Annotated in this window: 22 protein-coding genes; 9 read left to right on the top strand and 13 right to left on the bottom strand. The window is 60.8% G+C overall.

What is annotated here, in order from left to right; translation table 11 throughout:
- Positions 1-44: 44 nt before the first annotated feature.
- Positions 45-1,205, top strand: coding sequence for a porin (locus tag KHO31_RS16940; protein WP_201085739.1), 1,161 nt, complete (start codon positions 45-47; stop codon positions 1,203-1,205).
- Between the two features lie 96 nt (positions 1,206-1,301).
- Here the strand turns inward: KHO31_RS16940 and KHO31_RS16935 are convergent, their stop codons facing one another.
- Positions 1,302-2,195: a LysR family transcriptional regulator gene (locus KHO31_RS16935; RefSeq protein ID WP_201108117.1), complete on the bottom strand. Its 894-nt coding sequence runs from the start codon at positions 2,193-2,195 to the stop codon at positions 1,302-1,304.
- A 105-nt stretch (positions 2,196-2,300) separates the two neighbouring features.
- On the opposite strand from KHO31_RS16935, the gene KHO31_RS16930 reads away from it, so the two are divergent.
- Positions 2,301-3,182 carry an aldo/keto reductase family oxidoreductase gene (locus KHO31_RS16930; RefSeq protein WP_211623765.1) on the top strand — a complete coding sequence of 294 codons (882 nt, stop codon included), beginning with the start codon at positions 2,301-2,303 and terminating at the stop codon, positions 3,180-3,182.
- A gap of 43 nt (positions 3,183-3,225) precedes the next feature.
- Here the strand turns inward: KHO31_RS16930 and KHO31_RS16925 are convergent, their stop codons facing one another.
- Positions 3,226-4,143, bottom strand: coding sequence for a LysR family transcriptional regulator (locus tag KHO31_RS16925; protein WP_211623764.1), 918 nt, complete (start codon positions 4,141-4,143; stop codon positions 3,226-3,228).
- Positions 4,144-4,461: 318 nt separating this feature from the next.
- Here KHO31_RS16925 and KHO31_RS16920 point away from each other — a divergent pair, with 318 nt between their 5' ends.
- Positions 4,462-5,487: an aldo/keto reductase gene (locus KHO31_RS16920; protein WP_211623762.1), complete on the top strand. Its 1,026-nt coding sequence runs from the start codon at positions 4,462-4,464 to the stop codon at positions 5,485-5,487.
- A 142-nt stretch (positions 5,488-5,629) separates the two neighbouring features.
- On the opposite strand, the gene KHO31_RS16915 is transcribed toward KHO31_RS16920, so the two are convergent.
- Positions 5,630-6,544, bottom strand: coding sequence for a LysR family transcriptional regulator (locus KHO31_RS16915; protein ID WP_201075861.1), 915 nt, complete (start codon positions 6,542-6,544; stop codon positions 5,630-5,632).
- 70 nt (positions 6,545-6,614) lie between these two features.
- Here KHO31_RS16915 and KHO31_RS16910 point away from each other — a divergent pair, with 70 nt between their 5' ends.
- Positions 6,615-7,391, top strand: a complete 777-nt coding sequence (locus KHO31_RS16910; protein WP_211623760.1) for an NAD(P)H-dependent oxidoreductase — start codon at positions 6,615-6,617, stop codon at positions 7,389-7,391.
- 220 nt (positions 7,392-7,611) lie between these two features.
- Positions 7,612-8,454, top strand: coding sequence for an alpha/beta hydrolase (locus tag KHO31_RS16905; protein ID WP_201075865.1), 843 nt, complete (start codon positions 7,612-7,614; stop codon positions 8,452-8,454).
- A 42-nt stretch (positions 8,455-8,496) separates the two neighbouring features.
- Here the strand turns inward: KHO31_RS16905 and KHO31_RS16900 are convergent, their stop codons facing one another.
- From KHO31_RS16900 to KHO31_RS16880, 5 genes are all read right to left on the bottom strand, one after another.
- The gene (locus tag KHO31_RS16900) at positions 8,497-9,444 is read right to left on the bottom strand and encodes an alpha/beta hydrolase (RefSeq protein ID WP_201085738.1); all 948 of its coding nucleotides are present in this window, start codon (positions 9,442-9,444) and stop codon (positions 8,497-8,499) included.
- On the bottom strand, positions 9,437-9,955 hold the full coding sequence (locus KHO31_RS16895; RefSeq protein ID WP_201085766.1) for a thioesterase family protein: 519 nt from the start codon (positions 9,953-9,955) through the stop codon (positions 9,437-9,439). Before KHO31_RS16895 ends, KHO31_RS16900 begins: the two co-directional genes overlap by 8 nt.
- A 104-nt stretch (positions 9,956-10,059) precedes the next feature.
- Positions 10,060-11,025: an L-carnitine dehydrogenase gene (locus tag KHO31_RS16890; protein WP_201075870.1), complete on the bottom strand. Its 966-nt coding sequence runs from the start codon at positions 11,023-11,025 to the stop codon at positions 10,060-10,062.
- A 76-nt stretch (positions 11,026-11,101) separates the two neighbouring features.
- Complete coding sequence (locus KHO31_RS16885; RefSeq protein ID WP_201141060.1) at positions 11,102-12,031, bottom strand: BKACE family enzyme; 930 nt, start codon at positions 12,029-12,031, stop codon at positions 11,102-11,104.
- Positions 12,032-12,100: 69 nt separating this feature from the next.
- Positions 12,101-13,054 (bottom strand): choline ABC transporter substrate-binding protein, encoded by a 954-nt coding sequence (locus KHO31_RS16880; RefSeq protein ID WP_211623758.1) that lies wholly within the window; start codon positions 13,052-13,054, stop codon positions 12,101-12,103.
- Between the two features lie 350 nt (positions 13,055-13,404).
- Between KHO31_RS16880 and KHO31_RS16875 the strand changes: the two genes are divergently transcribed.
- The 3 genes from KHO31_RS16875 to KHO31_RS16865 all read left to right on the top strand — a co-directional run bounded on the left by KHO31_RS16875 (position 13,405) and on the right by KHO31_RS16865 (position 16,514).
- The gene (locus KHO31_RS16875; protein WP_236060787.1) at positions 13,405-14,421 is read left to right on the top strand and encodes a GlxA family transcriptional regulator; all 1,017 of its coding nucleotides are present in this window, start codon (positions 13,405-13,407) and stop codon (positions 14,419-14,421) included.
- Positions 14,422-14,676: 255 nt separating this feature from the next.
- Positions 14,677-15,003: a DUF4148 domain-containing protein gene (locus KHO31_RS16870; RefSeq protein ID WP_201075876.1), complete on the top strand. Its 327-nt coding sequence runs from the start codon at positions 14,677-14,679 to the stop codon at positions 15,001-15,003.
- Between the two features lie 317 nt (positions 15,004-15,320).
- Positions 15,321-16,514, top strand: coding sequence for a phytanoyl-CoA dioxygenase family protein (locus KHO31_RS16865; RefSeq protein ID WP_201075882.1), 1,194 nt, complete (start codon positions 15,321-15,323; stop codon positions 16,512-16,514).
- Positions 16,515-16,716: 202 nt separating this feature from the next.
- On the opposite strand, the gene KHO31_RS16860 is transcribed toward KHO31_RS16865, so the two are convergent.
- The gene (locus tag KHO31_RS16860; RefSeq protein WP_201075883.1) at positions 16,717-18,177 is read right to left on the bottom strand and encodes an NAD-dependent succinate-semialdehyde dehydrogenase; all 1,461 of its coding nucleotides are present in this window, start codon (positions 18,175-18,177) and stop codon (positions 16,717-16,719) included.
- A 684-nt stretch (positions 18,178-18,861) separates the two neighbouring features.
- Complete coding sequence (locus KHO31_RS16855; RefSeq protein ID WP_201075884.1) at positions 18,862-20,145, bottom strand: 4-aminobutyrate--2-oxoglutarate transaminase; 1,284 nt, start codon at positions 20,143-20,145, stop codon at positions 18,862-18,864.
- A gap of 135 nt (positions 20,146-20,280) precedes the next feature.
- On the opposite strand from KHO31_RS16855, the gene pdxR reads away from it, so the two are divergent.
- The gene (pdxR, locus tag KHO31_RS16850) at positions 20,281-21,792 is read left to right on the top strand and encodes a MocR-like pyridoxine biosynthesis transcription factor PdxR (RefSeq protein ID WP_201075885.1); all 1,512 of its coding nucleotides are present in this window, start codon (positions 20,281-20,283) and stop codon (positions 21,790-21,792) included.
- A 34-nt stretch (positions 21,793-21,826) separates the two neighbouring features.
- On the opposite strand, the gene KHO31_RS16845 is transcribed toward pdxR, so the two are convergent.
- From KHO31_RS16845 to KHO31_RS16835, 3 genes are all read right to left on the bottom strand, one after another.
- Positions 21,827-22,399 (bottom strand): PIN domain-containing protein, encoded by a 573-nt coding sequence (locus KHO31_RS16845; RefSeq protein WP_211623756.1) that lies wholly within the window; start codon positions 22,397-22,399, stop codon positions 21,827-21,829.
- Between the two features lie 3 nt (positions 22,400-22,402).
- On the bottom strand, positions 22,403-22,861 hold the full coding sequence (locus KHO31_RS16840; protein WP_201075887.1) for a helix-turn-helix domain-containing protein: 459 nt from the start codon (positions 22,859-22,861) through the stop codon (positions 22,403-22,405).
- An 88-nt stretch (positions 22,862-22,949) separates the two neighbouring features.
- Positions 22,950-23,786: a DMT family transporter gene (locus KHO31_RS16835; protein ID WP_201075889.1), complete on the bottom strand. Its 837-nt coding sequence runs from the start codon at positions 23,784-23,786 to the stop codon at positions 22,950-22,952.
- Between the last annotated feature and the right edge of the window lie 56 nt (positions 23,787-23,842).

The raw sequence follows: 23,842 nt of genomic DNA, 5'->3' as shown, positions 1-23,842 counted from the left end.
ACAACTGATTACACCCTCACCGCTAAATCACGGAGCCAACAGGTATGAAAAAATCTTTACTCGCGGTCGCGCTTTCCGGCGCCTTTGCTATTTCGGCGCATGCGCAAAGCAGCGTGACGCTTTATGGTCTTATCGATGCGGGATTGATCTACACGAACAATCAGGGCGGCCATAGCAACTGGCAGGAAGTGACCAGTTCGACGCAAAACACGGTCTTCGGTCTCAAGGGTTCGGAGGATCTCGGTGGCGGCTTGCATGCGGTCTTCAAGCTGGAGCAGGGGTTCCTGCTGAATAACGGCGCTCAGGCTTTCTCCGGCGACGGTTTTGGTTCTCAGGCGTGGGTCGGTTTGCAAAGCGATCCATACGGCACCTTGACGTTCGGCCGCCAGTTTGACGTGATGAACGACCTGGTCGGTCCGCTCACGGCAGGGTCCAACACGTGGGGCGGCAACATGGCCGCGCATCCGTTCGAAAACGACAACCTTGCTGCGGACTCAGTCGTTGTCAACAACACGGTCAAGTACGCGAGCCCGACCTACCACGGCGTCACTTTCGAAACCATGTATGCCTTCAGCAACAAGGCAGGCAGCTTTGCGAACAACCGCTCATACGGCTTCGGCGTTTCGTACACACAAGGGCCTGTCAATCTTGCCGCCGGATACCTGCAATTCAACAACGCGGGTAACGCGGGCGGTGCCGTTACCACGGGCGATACCAGCGCGAACTTCCTCGCGCAGCGCCAGCGTATCTGGTCGCTTGGCGGTAACTACACGTTCGGACCGGCTACCGTTGGCCTGGTCTGGAGCCATACGCAGCTGGACAATGCGTCGGGCGTCTTCTCTTTCGGAACCGGCACGTACCTCGGTGCAAACGACTCTTCCGCCGGAACCCTGAGTGGCTCGTTGCGTCTCGACAACTACGAAGCGAACGTCAAGTATGCGCTTACCCCTGCGTTGAGCGTATCGGGCGCGTATACCTACACGCATGGTGCGTACAACGGCTCGTCGCCGGGATGGAATACGGCGATGCTTCAGACCGATTATTCGATCAGCAAGCGCACCGACTTCTATCTTGAAGGCGTCTATCAGAACGTACACGGTGCGCCTGCGGACTCCGTGCTCGCGCACGCCATGATCAACACGCTTTCGCCGTCGTCGTCGAACTCGCAAGTGGCGGTTACCGTGGGGATGCGTCACGCATTCTGACCTGTCTCGCGTTACGATCCGCAATGACGTATGCCTGCACCTTGTCAGGCATACGTCGCGGCGCGTAGGCTTGCGGCTGACGGCCGGCGTATCCGCTTAAGCACCCGCCTTCAGGAAATCGACAAAGACGCGCAACGGTGCCGGCAAGTGACGACGGCCCGGATAGTAAAGAAACGGCCCCGAAAAACGCTGCCACCACGGCTCCAGGATCGGCTCCAACGCACCGCTATCGAGATGCTGGCGCAGCATGTCCTCGAACAGGTGAATCACCCCCACTCCCGCGACAGCGGTACTGACTGCAAGGTCGATTGCCGCGCCGGGTCTGACAAGGAGCGGTCCCGACGGATTCAACTGCACTACCTCGCCATCACGCTCGAAATACCAGGTCGGCGTGGTGCCGCCGGCAAATTGGCCACGTAAGCACGCATGAGAGAGCAGGTCGCGCGGATGCTCGGGTCTGCCATGCGTGTCGAGATAGTCCGGCGCCGCGGCCGTTGCGAAACGCTGCACGCGTGGCCCGATTGGAAGCGCGATCATGTCCTGCTCGAGCCGCTCGTCATAGCGAATGCCTGCATCGCAACCGATCGACAGCACATCGACAAAGCCATCCTCCACCACGACCTCCACACGTATGTCGGGATAGGCTTTCAGGAACTGGGGGATGATGGTCGGCAATACGATGCGTGCGGCGCTTGACGGGACGTTGAGTTTGAGCGTGCCGGTCGGCTTGTCCCTGAACCGGTTCAGGACGTCCAGCGCGGCTTCCATCTCGCTGAACAATGGCGTCAGTTTTTCGATCAGACGTAGTCCAGCTTCGGTCGGGGCCACGCTGCGCGTGGTTCGATTGAGCAGGCGCATACCGAGCTTCGACTCGAGACGGCGCACAGCAATGCTCAGGCTGGAGGCGGAGACACCGCTGACGCGCGCGGCGTCGCGAAAGCCGCCAGCGCGCGCGACAGAAACGAATGCGGCGAGATCGTTGAATTCCATGGCCGTTGTTCAAAATGTTTAACAACCCGTGCAATTTAGGCTGGATTATCGAACAACGCAATCCCCGCCATACTCCGCTCAACACCTCACATCAAGGAGCGCGCTATGTCGAACTTCACCCCCGTGAACACATTTCCGCTGGCTGGCCACGCCGTGCAACGCATGGGCTATGGCGCCATGCAACTGGCCGGACCCGGCGTATTCGGACCGCCGAAAGACCGTGACGCAGCGATCGCCGTACTGCGCGAAGCGGTGGCGTCGGGTGTCAATCACATCGATACGAGCGACTTCTACGGTCCTCACATCACCAACCAGCTGATTCGCGAAGCGCTGCATTCTTATCCGGATGACCTCGTGATCGTCACCAAGGTGGGGGCGGTCCGTGGCAACGATGGATCGTGGCTGCCGGCGCTCGAGCCGGAAGATATCGAGCGCGGCGTTCACGACAACCTTCGCAATCTTGGTGTCGACGTGATCGACGTCGTCAATATGCGAATCATGGGCAGCGTGCATGCGCCTGCTGAAGGATCGCTTGAAAAGCAGGTCGCGGCGCTTGCCGAACTTCAACAGCGGGGGCTCGTTCGCCATATCGGGTTGAGCAACGTGACCGCGACCCAGGTCGCCGAGGCACAGGGCATCGCGGAGATCGTCTGCGTGCAGAATCATTACAACCTGGTTCACCGGGAAGACGATGCACTGGTCGATGAACTGGCGAGCCAGGGGATCGCCTATGTCCCATTCTTCCCGCTTGGCGGATTCACGCCGATCCAATCGTCAGCGATGTCCACGATCGCGCAAACGATCGGCGCGACGCCCATGCAGGTGGCGCTCGCCTGGCTCCTGTATCGCGCGCCTAACATTTTGCTGATCCCGGGCACTTCGTCGCTCGGGCATCTGCGTGAAAACATGCAGGCAGCACGCTTGAGCTTGACCGACGAGGTGCGCGCTGAACTGGATGCGATCGGCAGAGGGAATGCGCAAGGCTGATGGCCCCTGTTGGATTGCGAACAGCACGCGCATCGGATCGGTGCTATCGATGTCGTTGCGCGGATGGGCCAGCCCGGAAGCGCAGCGCATCGATCAGCACAGCCAAAGCCCGCGAAGATTGACGACGGCTCGGGTGATAAAGATGGTAGCCCGGAAAGGTCGGGCACCAGTCCTTGAGAACCTGCTTGAGTTGTCCAGCGGCGATATGCGGTCGTGCCAGGTCCTCCGGGACATAGGCAAGACCGCATCCGGCCAGCGCGGCATTGAGCATCTGGTTCGTTCCGTTGAACACAAGTTGGCCTTCCACACGAACGTTCAGTTCATGACCGGACTTTTCGAACTCCCAGGCATATAAGCCGCCGTGAGTCGGTAGACGAAGATTGATGCAGTTGTGATCGGTCAGGTCCTGAGGCGCTTTGGGGCGCGAACGTTTCGCGAAGTAGGCGGGCGCGCCGACGACTGCCATGCGCATGTCAGGCGCAATACGTACCGCGATCATGTCTTTCGCCACCTGATCGCCGAGACGTATGCCAACGTCGTATTGCTGCGCGACGATATCGGTCAAGCCAAAGTCGATAACGACCTCGACCTTGATGTCCGGATACTCGGACAAAAGTTGCGTCAGCTTCGGTTGAAGTATCGAGCTCGCCGCGTGTTCGTCCGTGGTGATGCGGATGGTGCCGGCGGGCTTATCCCGAAGCTCGCTCAACGCCGCGAGCTCTTCGTCGATCTCATCGAACCTTGGTCCCACGGTGGCCAGCAGCCGCTCGCCGGCTGGGGTGGGCGCGACGCTTCGCGTGGTCCGGGTCAGCAGACGGATACCCAGCCTCGATTCGAGCCCACGAATGGTGTGGCTTAGCGCCGATTGCGACACCCCCAGCTTCGCCGCAGCTTTGGTAAAGCTGCGTTCGCGTGCGACCGCGAGGAATGCAAGGAGATCGTTAAGGTTTTCGCGTGCCATTCATGAATCTCGCTCATAGGTGTTTGCCGATTCTACCGTCTAGTCACCGGCCTCCGCAGCCAGTAAATTTAGCGTCCTGGGCGATCGAGCCGGCATGGGTTGATGGCGTCCTTGTGCGGCAGATCGCAACCTGGATCTGACCCGGAGATGACTTCATGGCTAATGAACCCACCGCTGCACGCAAGGCATTCGGCGATTTTCGGCCAACACGGCGCTGCCGATCGCACGGCGCGTTTTCGAAAGCCGTGACGCTTGATCGGCCGGTTCGAGTCTTTCAGCAATTTCACTCTCAGGCGCGGCCTGAACGGAGTACACGTAATGGACTATCGGTATCTGGGCCGCAGTGCCCTGAAGGTTTCGCCCCTGTGTCTCGGCGCGATGATGTTCGGTGGCGAGACTGACGAGGCTAGCTCGAAGCGGATCATCGACAAAGCATTCGACCAGGGTGTCAATTTCATCGACACGGCCGACGTCTATCATGCCGGTCGTTCGGAAGAAATCGTTGGGCGGGCCATCGCAGAGCGTCGCGACAACTGGGTGGTGGCCACCAAGTTCGGTTATCCGACTGCGCAGGGGCCGAACGAACAAGGCCAGTCGCGCAAGTGGATCATCCAGTCTGTCGAAGCGAGCCTGAAGCGGCTCGGCACCGACTACATCGACATCCTCTATTTTCACCGGGCGCTGGCCGATGCGCCGCTGGAAGAGGGCGTGCGCGCCATCGGCGATCTGATCCGTCAGGGCAAGATCCGCTACTTCGGCGTGTCCAACTTCCGGGGCTGGCGCATTGCCGAAATCGCGCGTCTTGCCGACCAGCTCGGAATCGACCGGCCGGTCGCCAGCGAGCCGCTTTACAACATCGTCGACCGCACGGCAGAAGTCGAGCAACTGCCGGCGGCGGAACACTACGGTTTGGGTGTCGTCCCGTATAGCCCGCTCGCACGCGGGGTGCTCAGCGGAAAATATGCAGTCGACGCTACGCCGCCGGCCGATTCGCGTGCGGGCCGCGGCGATAAGCGAATCCAGCAAACCGAGTGGCGGCCGGAGTCGCTCAGAATCGCCCAGACGATCGCCGAGCATGCAGCACAGCGCGGCACAACTTCGATTGCGCTCGCTCTCGCGTGGGTTCTCAAGAACCGGCTCGTCAGCAGCACCATTGCCGGACCGCGGACCGAAGCGCAGTGGGACAGTTATGTCGACGCGTTGACATTGCAACTCGGACCGGAGGACGAGAAACTGGTCGATAGCCTCGTTGCGCCTGGCCATGCTTCCACACCGGGCTATACCGATCCTGGATACCCGGTTGAAGGGCGGCGCGTTGCCGGGTCGACTCAGGTCTCGCGATAGAATCGGGCGATACCACGCTGAACTGACGCAGGAAACCGGCAAGTGAGAGCCGATTGAAAACAGTGCGCAAAGCACGTCGGCCGCGTGTGGCGTCATGACGTTGCGTTGACGTCGACCTAGACCTCGGAACTTTTACGCGTTTTCACATCGCCGCCGAGTCGGCGATGCACTCTCGCAGCCATTGATGTGCCGGGTCGCGATGAGAGCGCTCATGCCAGAGCATCGCCATTTCATAACCCGGTACCTCAACCGGCGCCTCGACGATCCTGAGCGCGCTGTTGTTGCGCACCAAGCGCGCTGGCGACATCGCCACGAGGTCGGTGTTCGCGAGGACAGACATCATGAACAGGAAGTGCGGGACCGACAGCACGACCCTGCGCGTGAGACCCACCTCAGCCAGCGCGTCATCCGTGACGCCGCTGAACCCGCCACCATCCGGCGAGACGATCACGTGCTCCAGTTTGCAGAACTGCGCAAGCGTTGGCCGTCGCTTCAGGCGCGGGTGATTCGCGCGGCCCACCAGTACATATCGCTCCTTGAAAAGCACCCGCCGGCGCAATCCGGGCGGCGCACCTTCGCTGGTATGGAATGCCAGATCGATGTCCCCCTGTTCCGCTTGCTTCGCGATGCGTGGTGGGGCAGCTTCCACGATCGCGAGCCGGGTGCCGGGCGCCGCCGCGCGCAAACCGGCCAGCATGGGCAGCAGGATTGTCGATTCGGCGTAGTCGGTCGCAGCAACGCGCCACGTATGCGTCGCTTCGGCTGGATTAAACGGGCTGGCCGGCGACACGGCGTGCTCAAGTGCGTCGAGCGCCTGGCGCAAAGGCTCGCGCAATTCCTCAGCCCTTGCCGTGGGGCGCATGCCTCGTGGCCCCGGCAGCAAAAGCGGATCGCCAAAGACGTCCCGAAGCTTGGCAAGATGCACGCTTACTGAAGGTTGAGAGAAGTTCAAGCGTTCCGCCGCGCGGGTCACGTTGTGCTCCGAGAGCAGGACATCAAGTGTCACCAGCAGGTTGAGGTCCAGTCTTCTGAGATTATTCATTGCAATACCTGACATGTTGGCAATTCATTTCCAATATACCGGATGGAGACCTATCGTGTTCTTTTCTTGCAATGGAGGTCAGGTCATGAAAGTTCTTCTCGTCTACGCGCACCCGGAACCCCGGTCATTGAACGGGTCGCTTAAGAATTTTTCGATCAAGCGTCTCGAGGATGCCGGGCACGTCGTCCAGGTATCCGATCTGTATGCGATGAACTGGAAGGCATCGCTCGATGCAAACGACAGCCTGGATAGGCAAACCGGCGCGCGCTTCGATCCTTCTCTCGACTCAAAGCGTGCTTTCAAGGACGGCCGGCAAAGTCCGGACATCGCACTCGAACAGGAGAAGCTGAGGTGGGCGGATGCGGTGATTCTGCAGTTTCCGCTGTGGTGGTTTTCGATGCCGGCGATCCTGAAAGGGTGGGTGGAGCGCGTCTATGCATATGGCTTCGCGTATGGCGTAGGCGAGCACTCCGACGCGCGCTGGGGGGACCGTTACGGGGAAGGCAACATGGCGGGCAAGCGGGCGATGCTGATCGTGACAACCGGGGGATGGGAGTCTCATTACAGCCCGAGGGGTATCAACGGGCCGATCGACGAGGTGTTGTTCCCTATTCAGCACGGGGTTCTGTATTACCCTGGCTTCGACGTGTTGCCACCGTTTGTGGTCCATCGGACAAGCCGGGTCGACGAAGCCCGGTTCTCTGAGGTTTGCGACGCGCTTGGACAACGTCTCGATGACCTGTGGAAGACTGCGCCGATACCGTTTCGCCCGCAGAACGCCGGGGCGTACGACATCCCGGAACTTACGTTGCGACCTGATGTTGCGCCGGACCGGATCGGCTTTTCAGCACACATTGAATAAACGCATGGCCGTTCCTGCATTCACCTGCGGGGCGCAACCGTTGAATAGATGTCTGGCTTGGGCCGGTCCGGCTCCCCCTCGGAGCGGCGCCAAGCTGACGAGACCGTATGCTTCGCTGAAATTTGGTTGTAAGTCGCCATTGCTAGAGTCGTCCTCAGAATTTTGCCGCCAGATGCCGGACAGTGTTCTTCGGACACATAGAAAGGGAGAGCGACAAACCATGAAAACGAATCGCGTGTTCTGGCTCATTCTGACGCTGCTTTTCACGAACCCGGTCTGGGCGTTTCAGTCCAGGGTCGTCACCATTCCCAGCGCCGCCATGCATAAGTCGCTCGAGGCGACTGTGGTGCTGCCCGACCAATACGCGCACGGCAAAGCGGCCGATCGCTTCCCCGTTGTCTACTTGCTGCACGGCTCAGGCGGTGACTACACCGATTGGACCGCGAATTCGCACATCGGCAAACTGGCCGACCGCTATCACGTGATCCTCGTCATGCCGGATGGCGGTCACGAGAGCTGGTATATCGACAGCCCTGTCGATCCGCGCAGCCGTTACGAAACCTATGTGGGGACGGAAGTCGTCGGCTATATCGATACGCATTTCCGGACGATTGCAACGAAGCAGGGACGTGCGATTACGGGATTGAGCATGGGCGGGTTCGGGGCGTTGCATATCGCGCTGGACCGGCCGGACGAATTCGGTGCTGCCGGAAGTATTAGCGGCGCGGTCGATCCGCGCGGCTGCGAGGATGAGCCCGGGATCGATCAGGTGTTTGGGGATCCGACTCGTCACGCCGATTTCTGGAACAACGAGGCGATCGTTGAGCACGCGCGTAGTTTTGGAAATGCGCATATTGCGCTGACGATCGATTGCGGGGTGAACGACTCGCTCGTTCAATCCAATCGGATGCTTCATGCACGGCTTGTCGAGCTTGGCGTGCCGCATGATTATGCGGAGCGGCCCGGCGGGCATACGTGGAAGTATTGGGACAATGCCGTGCAGTATCAGGTGCTCTTCTTTGCCGGTTCGTTCAAGCGGAGTGGGGGAGCGGCACAGACGTGAGACGTGAATGGGTTGATTCGCCCGTGGCGGATTGACGGGGCATCACGAGACGGCGGAATGTGCGCCTAGAAACTGGCAGACAGTGTGATGCAGCGCCTTTACACCGGGACTCGATTCGAGCGCGCGCCAGCACCCATGTACGAGCCCGGTTCCAATCCACAACCGGGCCTGTCCACCGGCTGCATTGACGCGTTCGACAAATACCCTCGCATCGTCCCGTAACGGATCGTGTTCAACACCTATGGCCAGCGTCGGCGGGAGTCTGTCGAAGCGCGCCGCATCGAGCGGTACCGTCCACGCTGGATAGGGTGCGCGTTCGCCCCAATACAGATCGCGAAACGCGTGGACATCGGCAAGCGTCAGCATCGGCGCGTGCGCTTCGGTTTCGCGCGCAGGCATTTGTGGCTCGGTGCCGAGCATCGGATAGACCAGCGCAAGTCCGCGTACGCCCTGAACACCGCCATCGCGCAAGCGCATAGCGATGCTGGCAGCGAGATTGGCGCCGGCGCTATCGCCCGCCAATTGCAGCGCACTTTTCGCTAGTGAATCAAACGGTAATCGGTCGTCCAATGCCGCGAGCGTGACCTCCAGACAATCGTCATGGGCGGCTGGAGCGCGGTGTTCAGGCGCAAGCCGGTAATCGACGGCAATCACATCGAGGCCGGTATCCGCGGCAATACGTGCCGTCACGATCTGATGACTTTCTAGTGACCCGAGCACGAAGCCGCCGCCGTGAAAATACAAGACGGTGCCGCCGTGTGTCCCGCTCGCCTTGCTACGATTCCGATAAAGCCGCAGCCTGATCGGATGCCCGGCGCTCGCCTGGAACATAGCGTCTTCGGCTGTCACGCCTGCAGGTAAGGGCGGCGTGAGTGCAGCTGCATAGCGATCGTAAATCGCGCGCTGCTCGCTCGGCGGCAATGACGTCGAATGCCCGGAATAGATGGCGGCCGTCCGTTCGATGAACGCAGCGATCTCAGGCTCAAGCATGCTCGCTTCCCTCATTTTCCTTGCGCGGCGTCCTGACAGGCAATCCGATCACGCGGCCAGCAAACCTGGCCGCCGGCAATCCAGTCTGCGCTTCTGCCAACGCCCTGACGTGCGCCTCGACATCTGGGTCGAAGGCAACAGCGCGCGGGCCACTGGTATCGACATGCAGCAGCATCTGTTCGCCTGCAGCCACCGGTTCGACGCCGTTATCGGCAAACATCTCGAGGTAAAGATGCAACCGTTTCGCGTCATGCCCAAGCACGCGCATATCGATGCGAACCTGCGCGCCTTCCTTGATTTCATGCAGGTAGTTGATATGCGCTTCGAGCGTATAAATCGAGCGGCGACGTTCTTTGCGCACTGAATCAGGCAGACCGATTTCGTCAATCAACGCATCGGTCGCAAAGCTAAAAATCAGCATGTAGAACGCGTCGCGCAAGTGGCCGTTATAGTCGACCCACTCGGCGCGCACGGTGTCGTGATAGCAGGGCACCGAAGCATGGTGCGGCATGTGCATATGCAATCGTCTCCTTCATTCCTATGAATGGCACTGACCGCGGCGATCATGTGCCGCCGACGCATCCTGCGGGGCGGCGCGTCTTCCAGCACGCAGCATCACTCCGACGGAAGCAACCCGTGCCGCGCCTTGGCTTCCCCAATCGCCGCCAGCACACTCGTAATGCAATCGTCCCGATACCGTTCGAGCTGCTTGATCGAGCGCGGCCCGACCTGTTCAGACGTTCCGTTCACAACCCGATCGATCAATTCGTCAGTCAGCTGCGGTGCTACCAGTTTAGTCCACGGCAGTTCCAAAGCCGGTCCAAACTGCTGCATGAAGTGGCGCATACCCGCATCGCCGCCCGCCAGTGTGTAGGTCAGGAACGTGCCCATGAACGACCAGCGGATTCCCGCGCCGAAGCGGATAGCATCGTCGATTTCGCCCGTGGTCGCCACACCTTCGTTGACCAGATGCAGCGCTTCGCGCCACAGCGCTTCGAGCAAACGGTCGGCGATAAAGCCGGGCACTTCCTTGCGCACGAGAAGCGGCCGCATCGACAGCGAGCGATAGATCTGCATCGCGGCATCGATGGTTGCCGGTGCGGTACGTTCGCCGCCGAGCACTTCGACGAGCGGCAGGAGATACACCGGGTTGAACGGATGCCCGACGATGCAGCGCTGCGGATTTACCGCCCTTGCGTAGAAATCGCTGGGCAGCAGGCCGGACGTGGATGACGCAATGATCGCGTCTGGCTTCGCCGCACGGCTGATCTGCTCGTGCAGGGCGAGCTTCAATTCTTCGCGCTCGGGTGCGCTCTCCTGAATGAAATCCGCCTGTTCGACACAGGCTTCAATCGTATCGACGAAACGTAATCTGTCGGGCGTAGCGCCCTCGGCGAGGCCGACGCGCTCGAGTGCCGGCCACGCGTTCGCGATGTTCTCGCGCAACTGTTTCTCCGCGCCAGGAGCCGGGTCCCACGCGACGACGTCGAGCCCGTGCGCGAGCGCGCGCGCCACCCAGCCGCTGCCGATTACGCCTGCGCCGATGGCCGCAAATGTTTTGATATCGACGATCACTGCCATTGCTGATGTTTCCTATACCGATGAGTTCTCAGGTTCCGAAGCGCGCTGTAACAAGCGCGACGGGTACGCGGCCTATTCATGCGTACTGTCCAGCCACACGCCGCTCCAACTGCCGCTCGCCACGCGCGGGCAAGCCGAGTTTGCGGCGGCCTTCTGCAGGTGTCAGCGTGCGGCCACCGAGCCGTTCGATGATCTCGACCGCGCGTTGCACCAGCGTGCCGTTCGTTGCATGCACACCTTTATCGAGCCAGATGTTGTCTTCGAGGCCGACACGCACGTGGCCGCCGAGGAGCATTGCCTGCGCGACCATCGGCATCTGCATGCGGCCGATGCCGAAACCAGCCCATTGCGCGCCAGGCGGCAGGTTGTCGGCCATTGCTTTCATCGTCGTGGTATCGGCGGGTGCACCCCATGGAATGCCGAGGCAAATCTGAAACAGCGGCGGCGCGTCCAGCAAACCCTCCGCGAGCAATTGCTTCGCGAACCACAGATGCCCGGTATCGAAGATCTCCAGCTCCGGCTTCACGCCGAGTTCCTGGATGCGCTGCGCGCCGGCCCGCAATTGCGCGGGCGTCGACACATAGATGTAGTCGCCATCGCCGAAATTGAGCGTGCCGCAATCGAGCGTGCAGATTTCCGGCAGCAGTTCCTCGACGTGCGCGAGCCGCGTCAGTCCGCCGACGAGGTCGGTTCCCGCACCGAAGCGCATCGGGTCTTCGCCCGGACCGATCTCCAGATCGCCGCCCATGCCCGCCGTCAGATTGATGATCACGTCGGTGCCAGACGAGCGGATCCGGTCGACGACCTCGCGATATAACTGCGGATCGCGGCTGCCGCGGCCGGTCTTCGGATCGCGCACGTGGCAATGCGCGACGGTGGCGCCGGCCTTCGCGGCTTCGATAGCGGCTTCGGCGATCTGCTTCGGGGTGACGGGAATGGCCGGATGCCTGCCGACCGTATCGCCTGCGCCGGTGACCGCGCAGGTCACAATGACTTCATGATTCATGCGTGCTAGTTCCTGTGGATTGAAATGCGCGACTCGATGGATGCAAGTCGGACCGCGTCATAGCCGCTGTCAAAGCCCGAGATAGGCTTTCACTGCCGGCAAGCCGTCTTTACCGTCATAGGTCTTCACGCCCGCGAGCCACGCATCCAGTACTTGCGGGTTCTTCTTCAGATACGTTCTGGCGGCGTCGGTGGGCTTCTCCTTGTTCATCACCGATTGCATCACCACGTTCTCCAGTTGCGTCGAAAAGCGCAGATTGCTCACCAGCTTGCCCGCGTTCGGGCAACGCGTCAGAAAGTCGGGGGACGTCAGCGTATAAACGCGTGCTTCGCCGTCGTTCGGACCGAATACGCCTTCGCTGCCAGTGAGGTATTTCATGTCGATCTGGATATTCATCGGATGAGGTTCCCAGCCCAGAAACACCACCCATTTTTTCTCGCGAATGGCGCGATCCACCGAAACCAGCATGCCCGCTTCACTCGATTCGATCAGCTTGAAACCGCCGAGGCCGAACTGATTGTTGGCGATCATTTTCTGAATGGCCGCGTTTGCGCTGCTGCCGGGTTCGATGCCATAGATCTTGCCGTCGAGCTGATCGCGGTGTTTGGCGATGTCGGCGAACGTCTTGAGGCCCGCGTCATATTCGTAATTCGGCACGGCGAAGGTCGCTTTAGCGCCGGTCAGGTTAGGCGGTTGCAGCACCTGAATCGATTTCGACTCGACGAACGGCGCAATCGCTTTCTCTTGCACGGGCCACCAGTAGCCGAGCGACACGTCGAGTTGTTTACTCCTCAGACCTGCGAACGAAATCGGCACTGAGGCGACGGTCGTGACAGGCTGATAGCCGAGTCCCTCGAATACGGTCGATGCGAGCGCAGTGGTCGAGGTGATGTCTGTCCAGCCGATGTCGGCAAAATGCACTGCGCGGCAAGTGGCGGGATCCTGGGCGAATGTCGGCGGTGCAGCGATGGCGGCCGCCAGACAGGCAAGATGGGCAAGCAAGGCTTTGACGCGTAACTTCATGACGTTCCCCCTTCGGACACGTTAAACAGCGCGTTTCGAACCGGGCCGCGGCGAGAAGAACAGGGTGGCTCCCGAACCTGCGCGCTACGGCTTGAGTCATGCTTGAGCTGCATGGATGGCGTAACGTTAATGCCCCATATTCCTGCCAAAGCGACCGCCAGCGACCCGTTCTTGCTCCCACGCGACAACGAGGGAAAACCAGCATCGTTCGTCATTGCGGTGCAGCATCGATTTGTGCAGTGAATTTTGGTGCGCCTTGCCGGCTCGCGCGCTGCTTGCTACGCTCGCCGGGAATCCCGCGTCCGCCTGCGGCTTGTGTCCCTGAGTGTCCTTGATCGAGTTTGCGCAAGATGCCCGAAGATATGTCGTTCCTGCTGCTGCCGGGCTTTTCGGCGATCGGCTTCATGTCGGCGGTCGAGCCTTTGCGCGTGGCGAACCGCTTTCACGACGATCTCTACCGCTGGCGCATTCTGAGTCTCGACGGCGCGCCGGTCGCGGCCAGCAACGGCATTTCGATTAATGCGGAGGCAGCCGTCGTCGATGTCCATGAGGCGCAGACGGTGTTCGTCGTCGCGGGCTTCGAACCGCTAGCCTGCTATACGCGCGCGCTCGGCGATTGCCTGAAGCGACTCGAGCGCGCCGGTGCGACGCTCGGCGGCATCGATACGGGCAGCTTCGTCCTCGCGGAAGCAGGGCTCCTCCGTGGCTCGGACAGCGTGACCGTGCATTGGGAAGCGTTATCGGCGTTTCGCGAGCGATTTCCCTCGCTGAACGCAAGCCAGGAGTTGTTCGAAATCGGCGCGCGGCGCATTACCTGTGCGGGCGGCACGGCATCGATCGACATGATGCTCGACCTGATCGGCCGCAAGCACGGTGCAGCGCTGGCCTCGGCGGTATCGGAACAATTCGTCGTGAGCCGGATCCGGCAGCGTTCGGACCATCAGCGGATGGAAATTGCGGCGCGCTACGGTGTGCATAACCGCAAGCTGATTCAGGTGATCGGCGCAATGGAGCAGCATATGGAAGAGCCGCTCACGCCCGACCAACTCGCACAGGAGATCAGCGTGACGCGGCGGCAACTGGAGCGGCTGTTCTGTGCGTCGCTGAAGGACACGCCGACGCATTTCTATCTGCAACTGCGCCTCACCCGGGCGCGCGAGTTGCTGCAACAGACCGACATGTCGATCACATCGATTTGTGTCGCATGCGGATTCGAGTCTCCTTCGCATTTTTCGCGGACGTATCGCGCGCGGTTCGGCGTGAGTCCGAGAAGCGACCGGCAGGTGATGGGCGGCCGAAATGGCGGCGCTGTTTTGTCATCAGGCGAGGCAACGCAGGTATCGGTTCCTGCATTGTCGGAAAGCTGATTTCGCTGCGCACAAGCAGTTACGCTCGCGCTCGTCCAGGGCAGTCGGTGCGTTACGCGCGAGGCCTCGAACTTCTAGAGCCGGCTTTATCACCGTGCTTTCAATGACCTTTCGTGATGATTGTGCCGATTCCAACAACAGTGAATTCACTTGTTAGGGGTTTACCCTAAATTCGCTGACTCCTAGACTGTGTCTACTGGCTGCGAACAAACAGGTTTGCGGCACGGCAAAAAACAATCTCTGGAGGTAGTCGTCATGAAATCCCTAATCGAAGCTGTTGTCATCGCCGCTCTCATCACTGCGCCGCTCGCCGCTTTTGCCCAATCCAACCAGCCGGTGACCCGCGCCCAGGTGCGCGCTGAGTTGGTTCAGCTGGAAAAGGCCGGCTACAACCCGTCGACAGCGAATATGGACGACTACCCGGCAAACCTTCAGGCAGCCGAAGCGCGCGTGTCAGCACAAAACGGCACCGCTCAAGCCAGCGGTTATGGCTCGGCTACGAACGGTTCGTCGCAAGCAGGCAGCCACACCGAAACGACGTCGAGCTCCTATTCGGTTCCGGTCGCCAACTTCGGTCATTGATCGGCGGCGGTGCAAGCGATAGCTTGGCACCCGCCTGATTCACATCCTTGCACAGCGGCCTTGCTTTCACGTTGAAGTGAAAGCAAGGCCGCTGTGCATTTGAGCCATGAACGATGTAGTTGGCGCTCTTAGCCTCGCGCAGGCACTTAGAGTTAGTCGGAGCATGTGAGGCCGCATCGGAACTCGGTCGTTCTGCACGCTCAACGTTGCAGGCCACGTGAGTTACCGCCCGCGAAATCGGGTGTTTTTGAGGTGTTAATGGTAACGCAGCCGTCCGCGGGAGGGCTATTGTTGTCGTAAGAACAGAAGGAGACACCATGAACGCCCCTGAATCGCGCCGTGACGCCCGGTTGCGCCACTGGTACCGGGAGCAGGACTGCTCCCTCCGGGACTTTGTCGCTGCCCTTCGGCCGCCTCGAGATGACGACGGCCTGAGGTTTGCCGCTCAGACTGTCGACCGCGTTCCGGTGTACGACTGCCAAAAGCTCGTTGATACCCTTGGCGATGCAACGCAGCGTGCAGACCTGGCGGTCGAGTGGGCGAGTGTGTTGGATGTGGGTGCGGGTGTGCTGGTGCTGAAGCGCGTTTATGCCGACACAGCACCGCTCGATGAAGCGACCAGGGTCTTTGAGTCGGTCATTCGGGATGAGCGTGAAGCCGGCGCCGCCGCTGCAGACCATTTCGCCAAGGCAGGCGCGAATGACCGTATCTGGAATGCGCAGGAAAAGCTATGCCTGCGTGCCCCATCGGTGTTCGCTCGCTACTTTGCGTGCCCGCCACTGTGCGCGATAGCCGAGGCGTGGCTGGGTCCTCACTTCCAGATGACGTCGCAGGTCAACGTCGTACGCCCCGGCGGGCAGGCGCAACAGGCGCACAGGGATTACCACCTTGGATTTCAGTCTGTCCCGGAGGTCGAGCGTTATCCGGCGCATGTTCATGCGATGTCCCGCTTTCTGACGCTGCAAGGGGCCATTGCGCACAGTGACATGCCAGTGGAGAGCGGGCCGACCAAGCTGCTGCCCTTCTCGCAGCGCTATGCAGAGGGGTATCTCGCATGGCGTCGCCAGGACTTCCGCGACTACTTTGAAACTCACTACGTCCAGCTTCCTCTCGAAAGGGGCGATGCGCTGTTCTTCAATCCCGCGCTCTTTCATGCGGCCGGTTCCAACCGGACCACCTCTGTTCAACGTATGGCCAACCTCCTGCAGATTTCCTCGGCCTACGGGCGTGCGATGGAGTCGCTGAATCGCACGAAGATGTGCGAAGTGCTGTATCCGGTCCTGCTTGACCGAATGCGTACGGCGAGCATCACGTCGGAGGAGGCTGACGCGGTGATTGCGTCGTGCGCCGAAGGTTATCCGTTTCCGACGAACCTCGACAGGGACCCGCCGCGGGGTGGGCTCGCGCCGATGAGCCAGCAGGGACTATTCCGACAGGCGCTAACAGAGCATTGGAGCGTAGAGAGCTTCATAGCCGCCATCCGGGAGCAGGCTGCGCGTCGCGAAGCGTAGGGCCTTCTGGCCTGAGTTTCATCTTCGGGCAGCGAGTGCAGCGCGCGTGGGTAGGTGCAAGACCGTCCGCGTCAGTGTAGCGAGCAGGCGGCCGCATCTTTTGTTAGCGCTTGCACCCAGGTACCTGAGGCTACGCGCAACAGGATTTCTGTCAGCGTAGCTTCCGGTGTAAGTCAAATATTCGAGCCGTTACAGCAAAGGCTCAGATCCCGCCGACGCACATGTACTTGATGACGACATAGTCGTCGATGCCGTAATGCGAGCCTTCGCGGCCAAGACCGGATTGCTTGACGCCACCGAACGGCGCGACTTCGTTGGAAATCAGCCCGGTGTTGATACCCACCATGCCATATTCGAGCGCTTCGGCGACACGCCAGACGCGGCCGATATCGCGGCTATAGAAGTACGACGCGAGGCCGAATTCCGTATCGTTGGCGAGGTGGATCACTTCTTCATCCGACGAGAAGCGGAACAGCGGCGCGAGCGGCCCGAAGGTTTCGTCGCGCGCGACCTTCATGGCCGGCGTGACATCCGCGAGCACGGTCGGCTCGAAGAAACCGTGACCGAGCGCATGGCGCTTGCCGCCGGTGACGATGCGTGCACCTTTGGCGAGGGCGTCTTCGATATGCGATTCGACCTTGAGCACGGCGGCTTCGTTGATCAGCGGACCTTGCGTGACGCCATCTTCGGTGCCGCGGCCAACCTTGAGTTGCTCGACGGCGACGCGCAGTTTTTCGGCGAATGCATCGTAGACTTTATCGTGCACGTAGAAGCGATTCGTGCAAACGCAGGTCTGGCCGCTATTGCGATATTTCGATGCGATGGCGCCGGCTACGGCCGCATCCAGATCCGCGTCTTCGAAGACGATGAACGGTGCGTTGCCGCCGAGCTCGAGCGACACTTTCTTGACCGTCGGCGCGCACTGCGCCATCAGCAGACGGCCTACCGGCGTCGAGCCGGTGAAGGACAGTTTGCGCACGATCGGATTGCCCGTCATTTCCGCGCCGATGGCTTTCGGCTCGCCGGTGACGACGTTGAACACACCGCGCGGCACGCCGGCGCGTTCGGCCAGCACGGCGAGGGCGAGGGCCGACAGCGGCGTGGCTTCCGCCGGTTTGACGATGATCGGGCAGCCTGCTGCGAGCGCTGGGCCGACCTTGCGGGTGATCATTGCTGCCGGGAAGTTCCACGGCGTGATGGCTGCGCAGACACCGATCGGTTCTTTCGTCACGACGATGCGTTTGTCGCCTGCCGGTGTGGGGATGGTGTCGCCGTTGACGCGTTTGCCTTCTTCCGCGAACCATTCCAGGAACGAGGCGGCGTAGAGGATTTCGCCTTTGGCTTCGGCTAGGGGCTTGCCTTGTTCGGTGGTCAGGATCTTTGCCAGATCGTCGGCATTTTCCAGCATGAGGTCATGCCATTTGCGCAGGATCGTGGCGCGGTGTTTGGCGGTGGTTGCGCGCCATGCCGGCCATGCGGCGTTTGCCGTGTCGATTGCACGGCGGGTTTCGGTTGTGCCCATGCGGGGCACAGTGGCGATTGTTTCGCCTGTGGCTGGGTTTTTTACTTCGAAGGTCGCGCCGTCGGCGGCGGGTTGCCATTCGCCTGCTATGTAGGCGTTTGTTTTTAGAAGGGAGGGGTCTTTTAGGACTAGCGTCGGCATTTTGGGGTTTGCTCCTAGGTCTTTAAATGTGGGGGGGTTGCCCGCGCGGCGCTTTTGTCTGTTTGCCTACGGTGTTGGCCTTTCCTTGAATTGTTAGTGGTCTATTAGTGTTGCCCCTGTGCGGGGCGGCACTTACTTTCTTTGCCGCCGCAAAGAAAGATAAGCAAAGAAAGCGGCTCACACCGCCAGCTCATAAGCGGGTCCCCTGGCTTGGAGGGGGCAGTGGTGCATCTGGAATCCGTGCTCTCGCACATTCAGCGTGAGTGACAAGGCAGTCATACTTTCGGCGGCGCTACGCGCGCCGCACCCAACCGAAGCGCATGGTTTCCCATGCAGACCCGTCCGCGACGCGCGCAGTGCGGAGTGGGAGCTGACGAGCCCTTTGTCACTGACGCGAAATGCGCGCGGGCACGGATTCCAGATGCACCACTACCCCCTCCAAGCCAGGGGACCCACTTAAGAATTAGCGGTTTGAGCCGCTTTCTTTTGCCTACTTTTCTTTGCGGCATGCAAAGAAAAGTAGGTGCCGCCCCGCACAGGGGCGACACTAATAGACCACTAACAAAACAAGGAAAGGCCAACGCCACAGGCAACCAGACAAAATAGCGCCGAGCAGTCAAACAGTTCAAGGAAAGGCCAACGCCGCAGGCAAACAACAAGCGCCGCGCAGGCCAAAAAAAACCATCAAACAGCTACAGCAACACTTTCCTTAAGCACCGCTTCAAGAATCCCCATCGCCTCATCAAAGACAGAATCCTGAATCGTAAGCGGGAACAGGAACCGAACCACGTTCGAATAAACACCACAAACCAGCAGCAACAACCCGCGCTCAAGCGCCCGAGTCTGCACCCGCTTGGTGAAGTCAGCATCCGGCTCCGTCCCACCTGCCTTGCAGAACTCAACAGCAACCATCCCGCCCGGCCCGCGCACATCGGCGATCTGCGGAACTTCGCTCTGAAGCGCGATCAGCTTCGCCTTGACACGGTCGCCCAAAACCGTGGCCCGCTCGCAGAGCTTCTCTTCATCGATGATATCGAGCACAGCATGTGCGGAAGCAACCGCCAGCGGGTTACCCGCATACGTGCCACCCAAACCGCCAGGCGCGGCAGCGTCCATCAAATCAGCACGCCCAACCACACCCGACAGCGGCATGCCGCCCGCCAGGCTCTTGGCCATCGTCATCAGATCAGGCACCACATCATAGTGATGCATCGCAAACAACTTCCCGGTACGGGCAAACCCGGTCTGTACTTCATCGGCAATCAGCAAAATGCCATGCTCATTGCACAGCTTGCGCAAGGCGCGCACGAAGTCGGCCGGCGCTGCGTAGAAACCGCCTTCGCCCTGAACCGGTTCGAAAATAATCGCCGCGACACGCTTCGGATCGATGTCGGCCTTGAACAGAAACTCGATCGCCTTCAGCGAGTCGGCGGTCGTCACGCCGTGCAGCGGATTCGGGAACGGGGCGTGGAATACGTCCGCCGGGAACGGACCAAAGCCGATCTTGTACGGCGCAACCTTGCCGGTCAGTGCCATGCCCATCATCGTGCGGCCATGGAAACCGCCCGTGAACGCGATCACGCCCGGACGGCCGGTCGCGGCACGCGCAATCTTGATCGCGTTTTCGACGGCTTCGGCGCCGGTCGTGAAGAAGGCAGTCTTCTTCGGATAGTCGCCCGGCGCGCGCTGGTTGATCTTCTCAGCCAGTTCGACGTACGACGCGTACGGCACGATCTGATACGCCGTGTGCGTGAAATGATCGAGCTGGTCGCGGATCGCGGCCAGAATCTTCGGGTGGCGGTGGCCGGTGTTGCACACGGCGATACCCGCAGCGAAATCGATGAAACGGCGGCCTTCAACGTCCCACAACTCGGCGTTTTCAGCGCGCTCGGCATAGAAATCGCACATCACCCCGACGCCGCGCGGCGTGGCGGCGTCTTTGCGGCTCTTCAGTTCAGCATTCTTCATGGTTATCTCCTTCGCTCCTCGGTTTGTGGAGTGCCGCCGGCCGACGTCGCGCGCTCAGCGCAGCACATGTAGCGACTATAATGAGATTTGGCTCTTAACTTCAGAGCCATTTCAATAAAAATGTAGGAGCCAATCATGCGCGCGAGCGTTTTGTCAGACTGGCTGGCGCAGCGCCTCGACCGTGGCAATGGCCAGCCGATCTATCGTCAGCTGCATCGGCTGTTGCAGCAGGCGATCCTGTCGCGCGAATTGCCGGCGGGCAGCAAGGTGCCGTCATCGCGTCTGCTGGCGCAAGAGTTGGGCATCGGGCGCAATACCGTCACGCAGGTGTACGAGCAGTTGGTGCTGGAAGGCTATGTGAGCTCGGCGACCGGTCGCGGCACATTCGTCGCAGAAAGCGCGCCGGACGAGATCGTCGGCGCGCCCGAGGCCGAGGCGCCGGCTGCGCCGCTTGAATCTTTGCCGCCGCCGTTGCAGGGTAACCGGGCGCTGTCGACGCGTGGCGCGCGGCTCATCGCGGGTGCGGGCGTGTCGAAGCGGCAATGGGGCGCGTTCATGCCCGGGGTGCCGGATGTCACGAAGTTTCCGGCGCGCGTGTGGAGCCGCCTGCACAACAAGTATTGGCGCCGGCTGCGCCCGGACCTGCTGACCTACGCGCCGGGTGGCGGGTTGGCCTTGCTGCGGCACGCGTTGGCCGACTATTTGCGGACTTCGCGCTCGGTGCGTTGCACGCCCGAGCAAATCATCATCACGACAGGGATCCATCAGTCGGTCGACCTGGCTGTGCGTCTGCTGTCCGATCCGGGCGACCTGATCTGGACCGAAGATCCCTGCTATTGGGGCGTGCGCAGCGTGCTGCACGTGTCCGGCCTGCAATCGCGGCCGATAGCAGTCGACGAAGAAGGCATCAATCCTTCCGTCGACGATCTCGCGCAGCCGCCGAAGCTGATGCTCGTCACGCCGTCGCATCAATATCCGCTCGGCATGGTGATGAGCCTCGCGCGGCGCCGCATGTTGCTCGAGTACGCGCGGCAGAACCAGTGCTGGATCATCGAGGACGATTACGACAGCGAATACCGCTACGGCAGTCGGCCGCTGGCGTCGCTGCAAGGTCTGGATACGTCCGGGCAGGTGATTTACGTGGGGAGCTTCGGCAAGACGCTGTTTCCGGGGTTGCGCATCGGCTACCTGGTTGTGCCCGAGGCGCTGGCCGAGAGCTTCGCGACCGCAAGCGCGGAGTTGTATCGGGAAGGGCAGTTGTTGCAGCAGGCGATGCTCGCGGAGTTCATCGCGGAAGGGCATTTCACGTCGCATATCCGTAAGATGCGCACGCTTTACGGGCAGCGTCGGCAGACCCTGCTGGATGCCGCCGCGCACCGTTATGGCGATGCGCTGCCGGCCGTGGGCGGCGATGCCGGTTTGCATCTCGTGATGCAATTGCCCGAGGGCAGCGACGACCGCGCGGTGGCGGCCGCTGCGCTGGAGCGCAATATCGTCGTGCGGCCTTTGTCGGGATATTACGCACAACCGTCGCTGGCGCCGTCGGGTTTGCTGATCGGCTATGCGTGCGTACCGGACGAGGAGATCGCGCCGGCGTTCAATACGCTGGCGGACGCGATCGACGCGACGCTTGTGCAGTTTGCGTGAGCGGGAGACTCGGGCGTGGATGAAGGCGTTTTTTTCAGATCGCCACGCTGTATGGGCGAACCATAGAAACTGTTTGCGTGAGACCCAGACTGGCAAGTGTGTCGAGGTATTCTTCGACAGACTTGGGCGGGTTTTTCAGCGATTTTCTGTGCTCAGCCATCGCTTCGAGAACCTTAGCCTGATTCAGATCGAAGAGATCGGTGTTGAAGTCGTCGGGATGCTGAGCGGCCACATTGAAGGTGCTTAAAGTATCGGCCGGGAAGTCCTTCAGGTTAAACGTGACGATGAGTTCGGCGCCACAATGCAAGGCGGCGGCGACGACATGAGCATCATCAGGGTCCGGCAAATCGATGGCCGGGATCAGGTGCTCATAGTTGTCGACCAAGGCGTCCCGAACGTGCGCGTCCATGAGATCGCGCACGCGATAGATCTTGCCGGGGTCAAGGTCAGGACGGTTTGCAATCAGATTGCGTGTCCACTCGTCGTGAATAGCCGGGGTCCAGCGCGCCCGGTAAAGGTCGGTTAGCGCCAGACGCATCAGCAGGTTTCGTAATGGTTTGGAGTACAGAACGCAAGCGTCGTAGATCGCTGAGAAATGTGACGACATCGATTATTCCAGACCCATTTCCTGCGACAACGCCGCGAGTTCGTCCAGCGCCTTGCGGCGTTCCGAATCGATCCGATTCTTATAAGCCATCACGTCTTCATAGCGCACGCGCCGATGCGTGTTTACCTTCCGGAAGGGGATTTCCTTCTTCTCCAGCAGTTGCACGAAGTATGGTCGCGATACATTAAGCAGGTCGGCCGCTTCCTGCGTGGTCAGTTCGGCATGAATAGGGATGATCGACACAGCATTGCCTTGGCCGATTTCCGCGAGGACATCGACCATTAGACGGACGACCGATGTCGGCAACTCCACGCTGCGCGTTTCACCCTTGCTGTCCTTGAAGTCGAACTGTTGCGTTTCGGCGCGGCTTGAAAGCACGACCGACAGGTTCCGGCCGGAGACACGGGCGAGCTCAGCCTCTTGCGCTGACGGGAGCGGCGTGGGGTGGATCGAGGTGTTCATGGCACGGTTCCTTTGGAATACGGCATTGTAAATCGAAATAAACGAAATCGCAATAAACGAAACGACCTCGGACGTGTGCTTCAGGGGTTCAAATCCGAATCAACACCGCCCCGAGCGTAACCAGTGCGCACGCCACGATCCGTCGCGTGGTCAGCTTCTCGCGCATGAACAGCCAGCCGATCAGCACCGCGAAGATCGAACTCAGCTCGCGCAGCGCGGAGACCATCGCGATCGGCAGATAGCGGTAGGCCTCGATGATCAGGCAATAGGCGGTCAACGCCAGTGCGCCGGACGCGATGCCCTTGAGCACCACCGCGCGGCCAATGAAAAGGCCCTTGGCGCCGCCGCGCCAATGCCAGGCGAGCAGAAACTGCGGGATATTCCAGATCAGATAGACCCACATGATGTAGCTCAGGCCGTTGCCCGCCACGCGCGCGCCGATTCCGTCGACCACCGAATACGTTGCGATGAAGAAGCCAGTCAGCAGCGCAAACGGCACGCTTTCGCCGGAGAACCGCATGCCGCGGCGGAACGCCAGCGAGACGATGCCGAGCGACACCAGCGCTACGCCGGTCGCCGCCAACGGTTTGAGCGATTCGTGCGCGAACACCAGTGCGCCGACGAACACGAGCATCGGCGAAAGGCCGCGCGCGATCGGATAGATTTGTCCGAAGTCGCCGCTCTTGTACGCGCGAATCAGCGCCAGCAGGTAGCCGAACTCGAGTACTACCGACGCGAAGATGTAAGGCCAGGCCGCCGGTTCGGGTAGCGGCAGCACGATCACACCGACCGCACTCACGGCGATATACGGAATCGCCATCATGCCGAGCAGCCATACGCGGTCTTCGGATAGATGCAGAAACGCGTTCCAGGTGGCGTGAAGCAGCGCGGAGAACAGCACCAGCAAAACGACAAAGGTGTCCATCGGAGATCAGGGAGGGGATAAAGAAGGCCAGAGACCGGCCGCAAGCACGTGATTAT

This window comes from Paraburkholderia domus, from assembly GCF_905220705.1.
GTDB lineage: Bacteria > Pseudomonadota > Gammaproteobacteria > Burkholderiales > Burkholderiaceae > Paraburkholderia > Paraburkholderia domus.
This window is presented reverse-complemented; position numbering and strand designations above follow the sequence as displayed.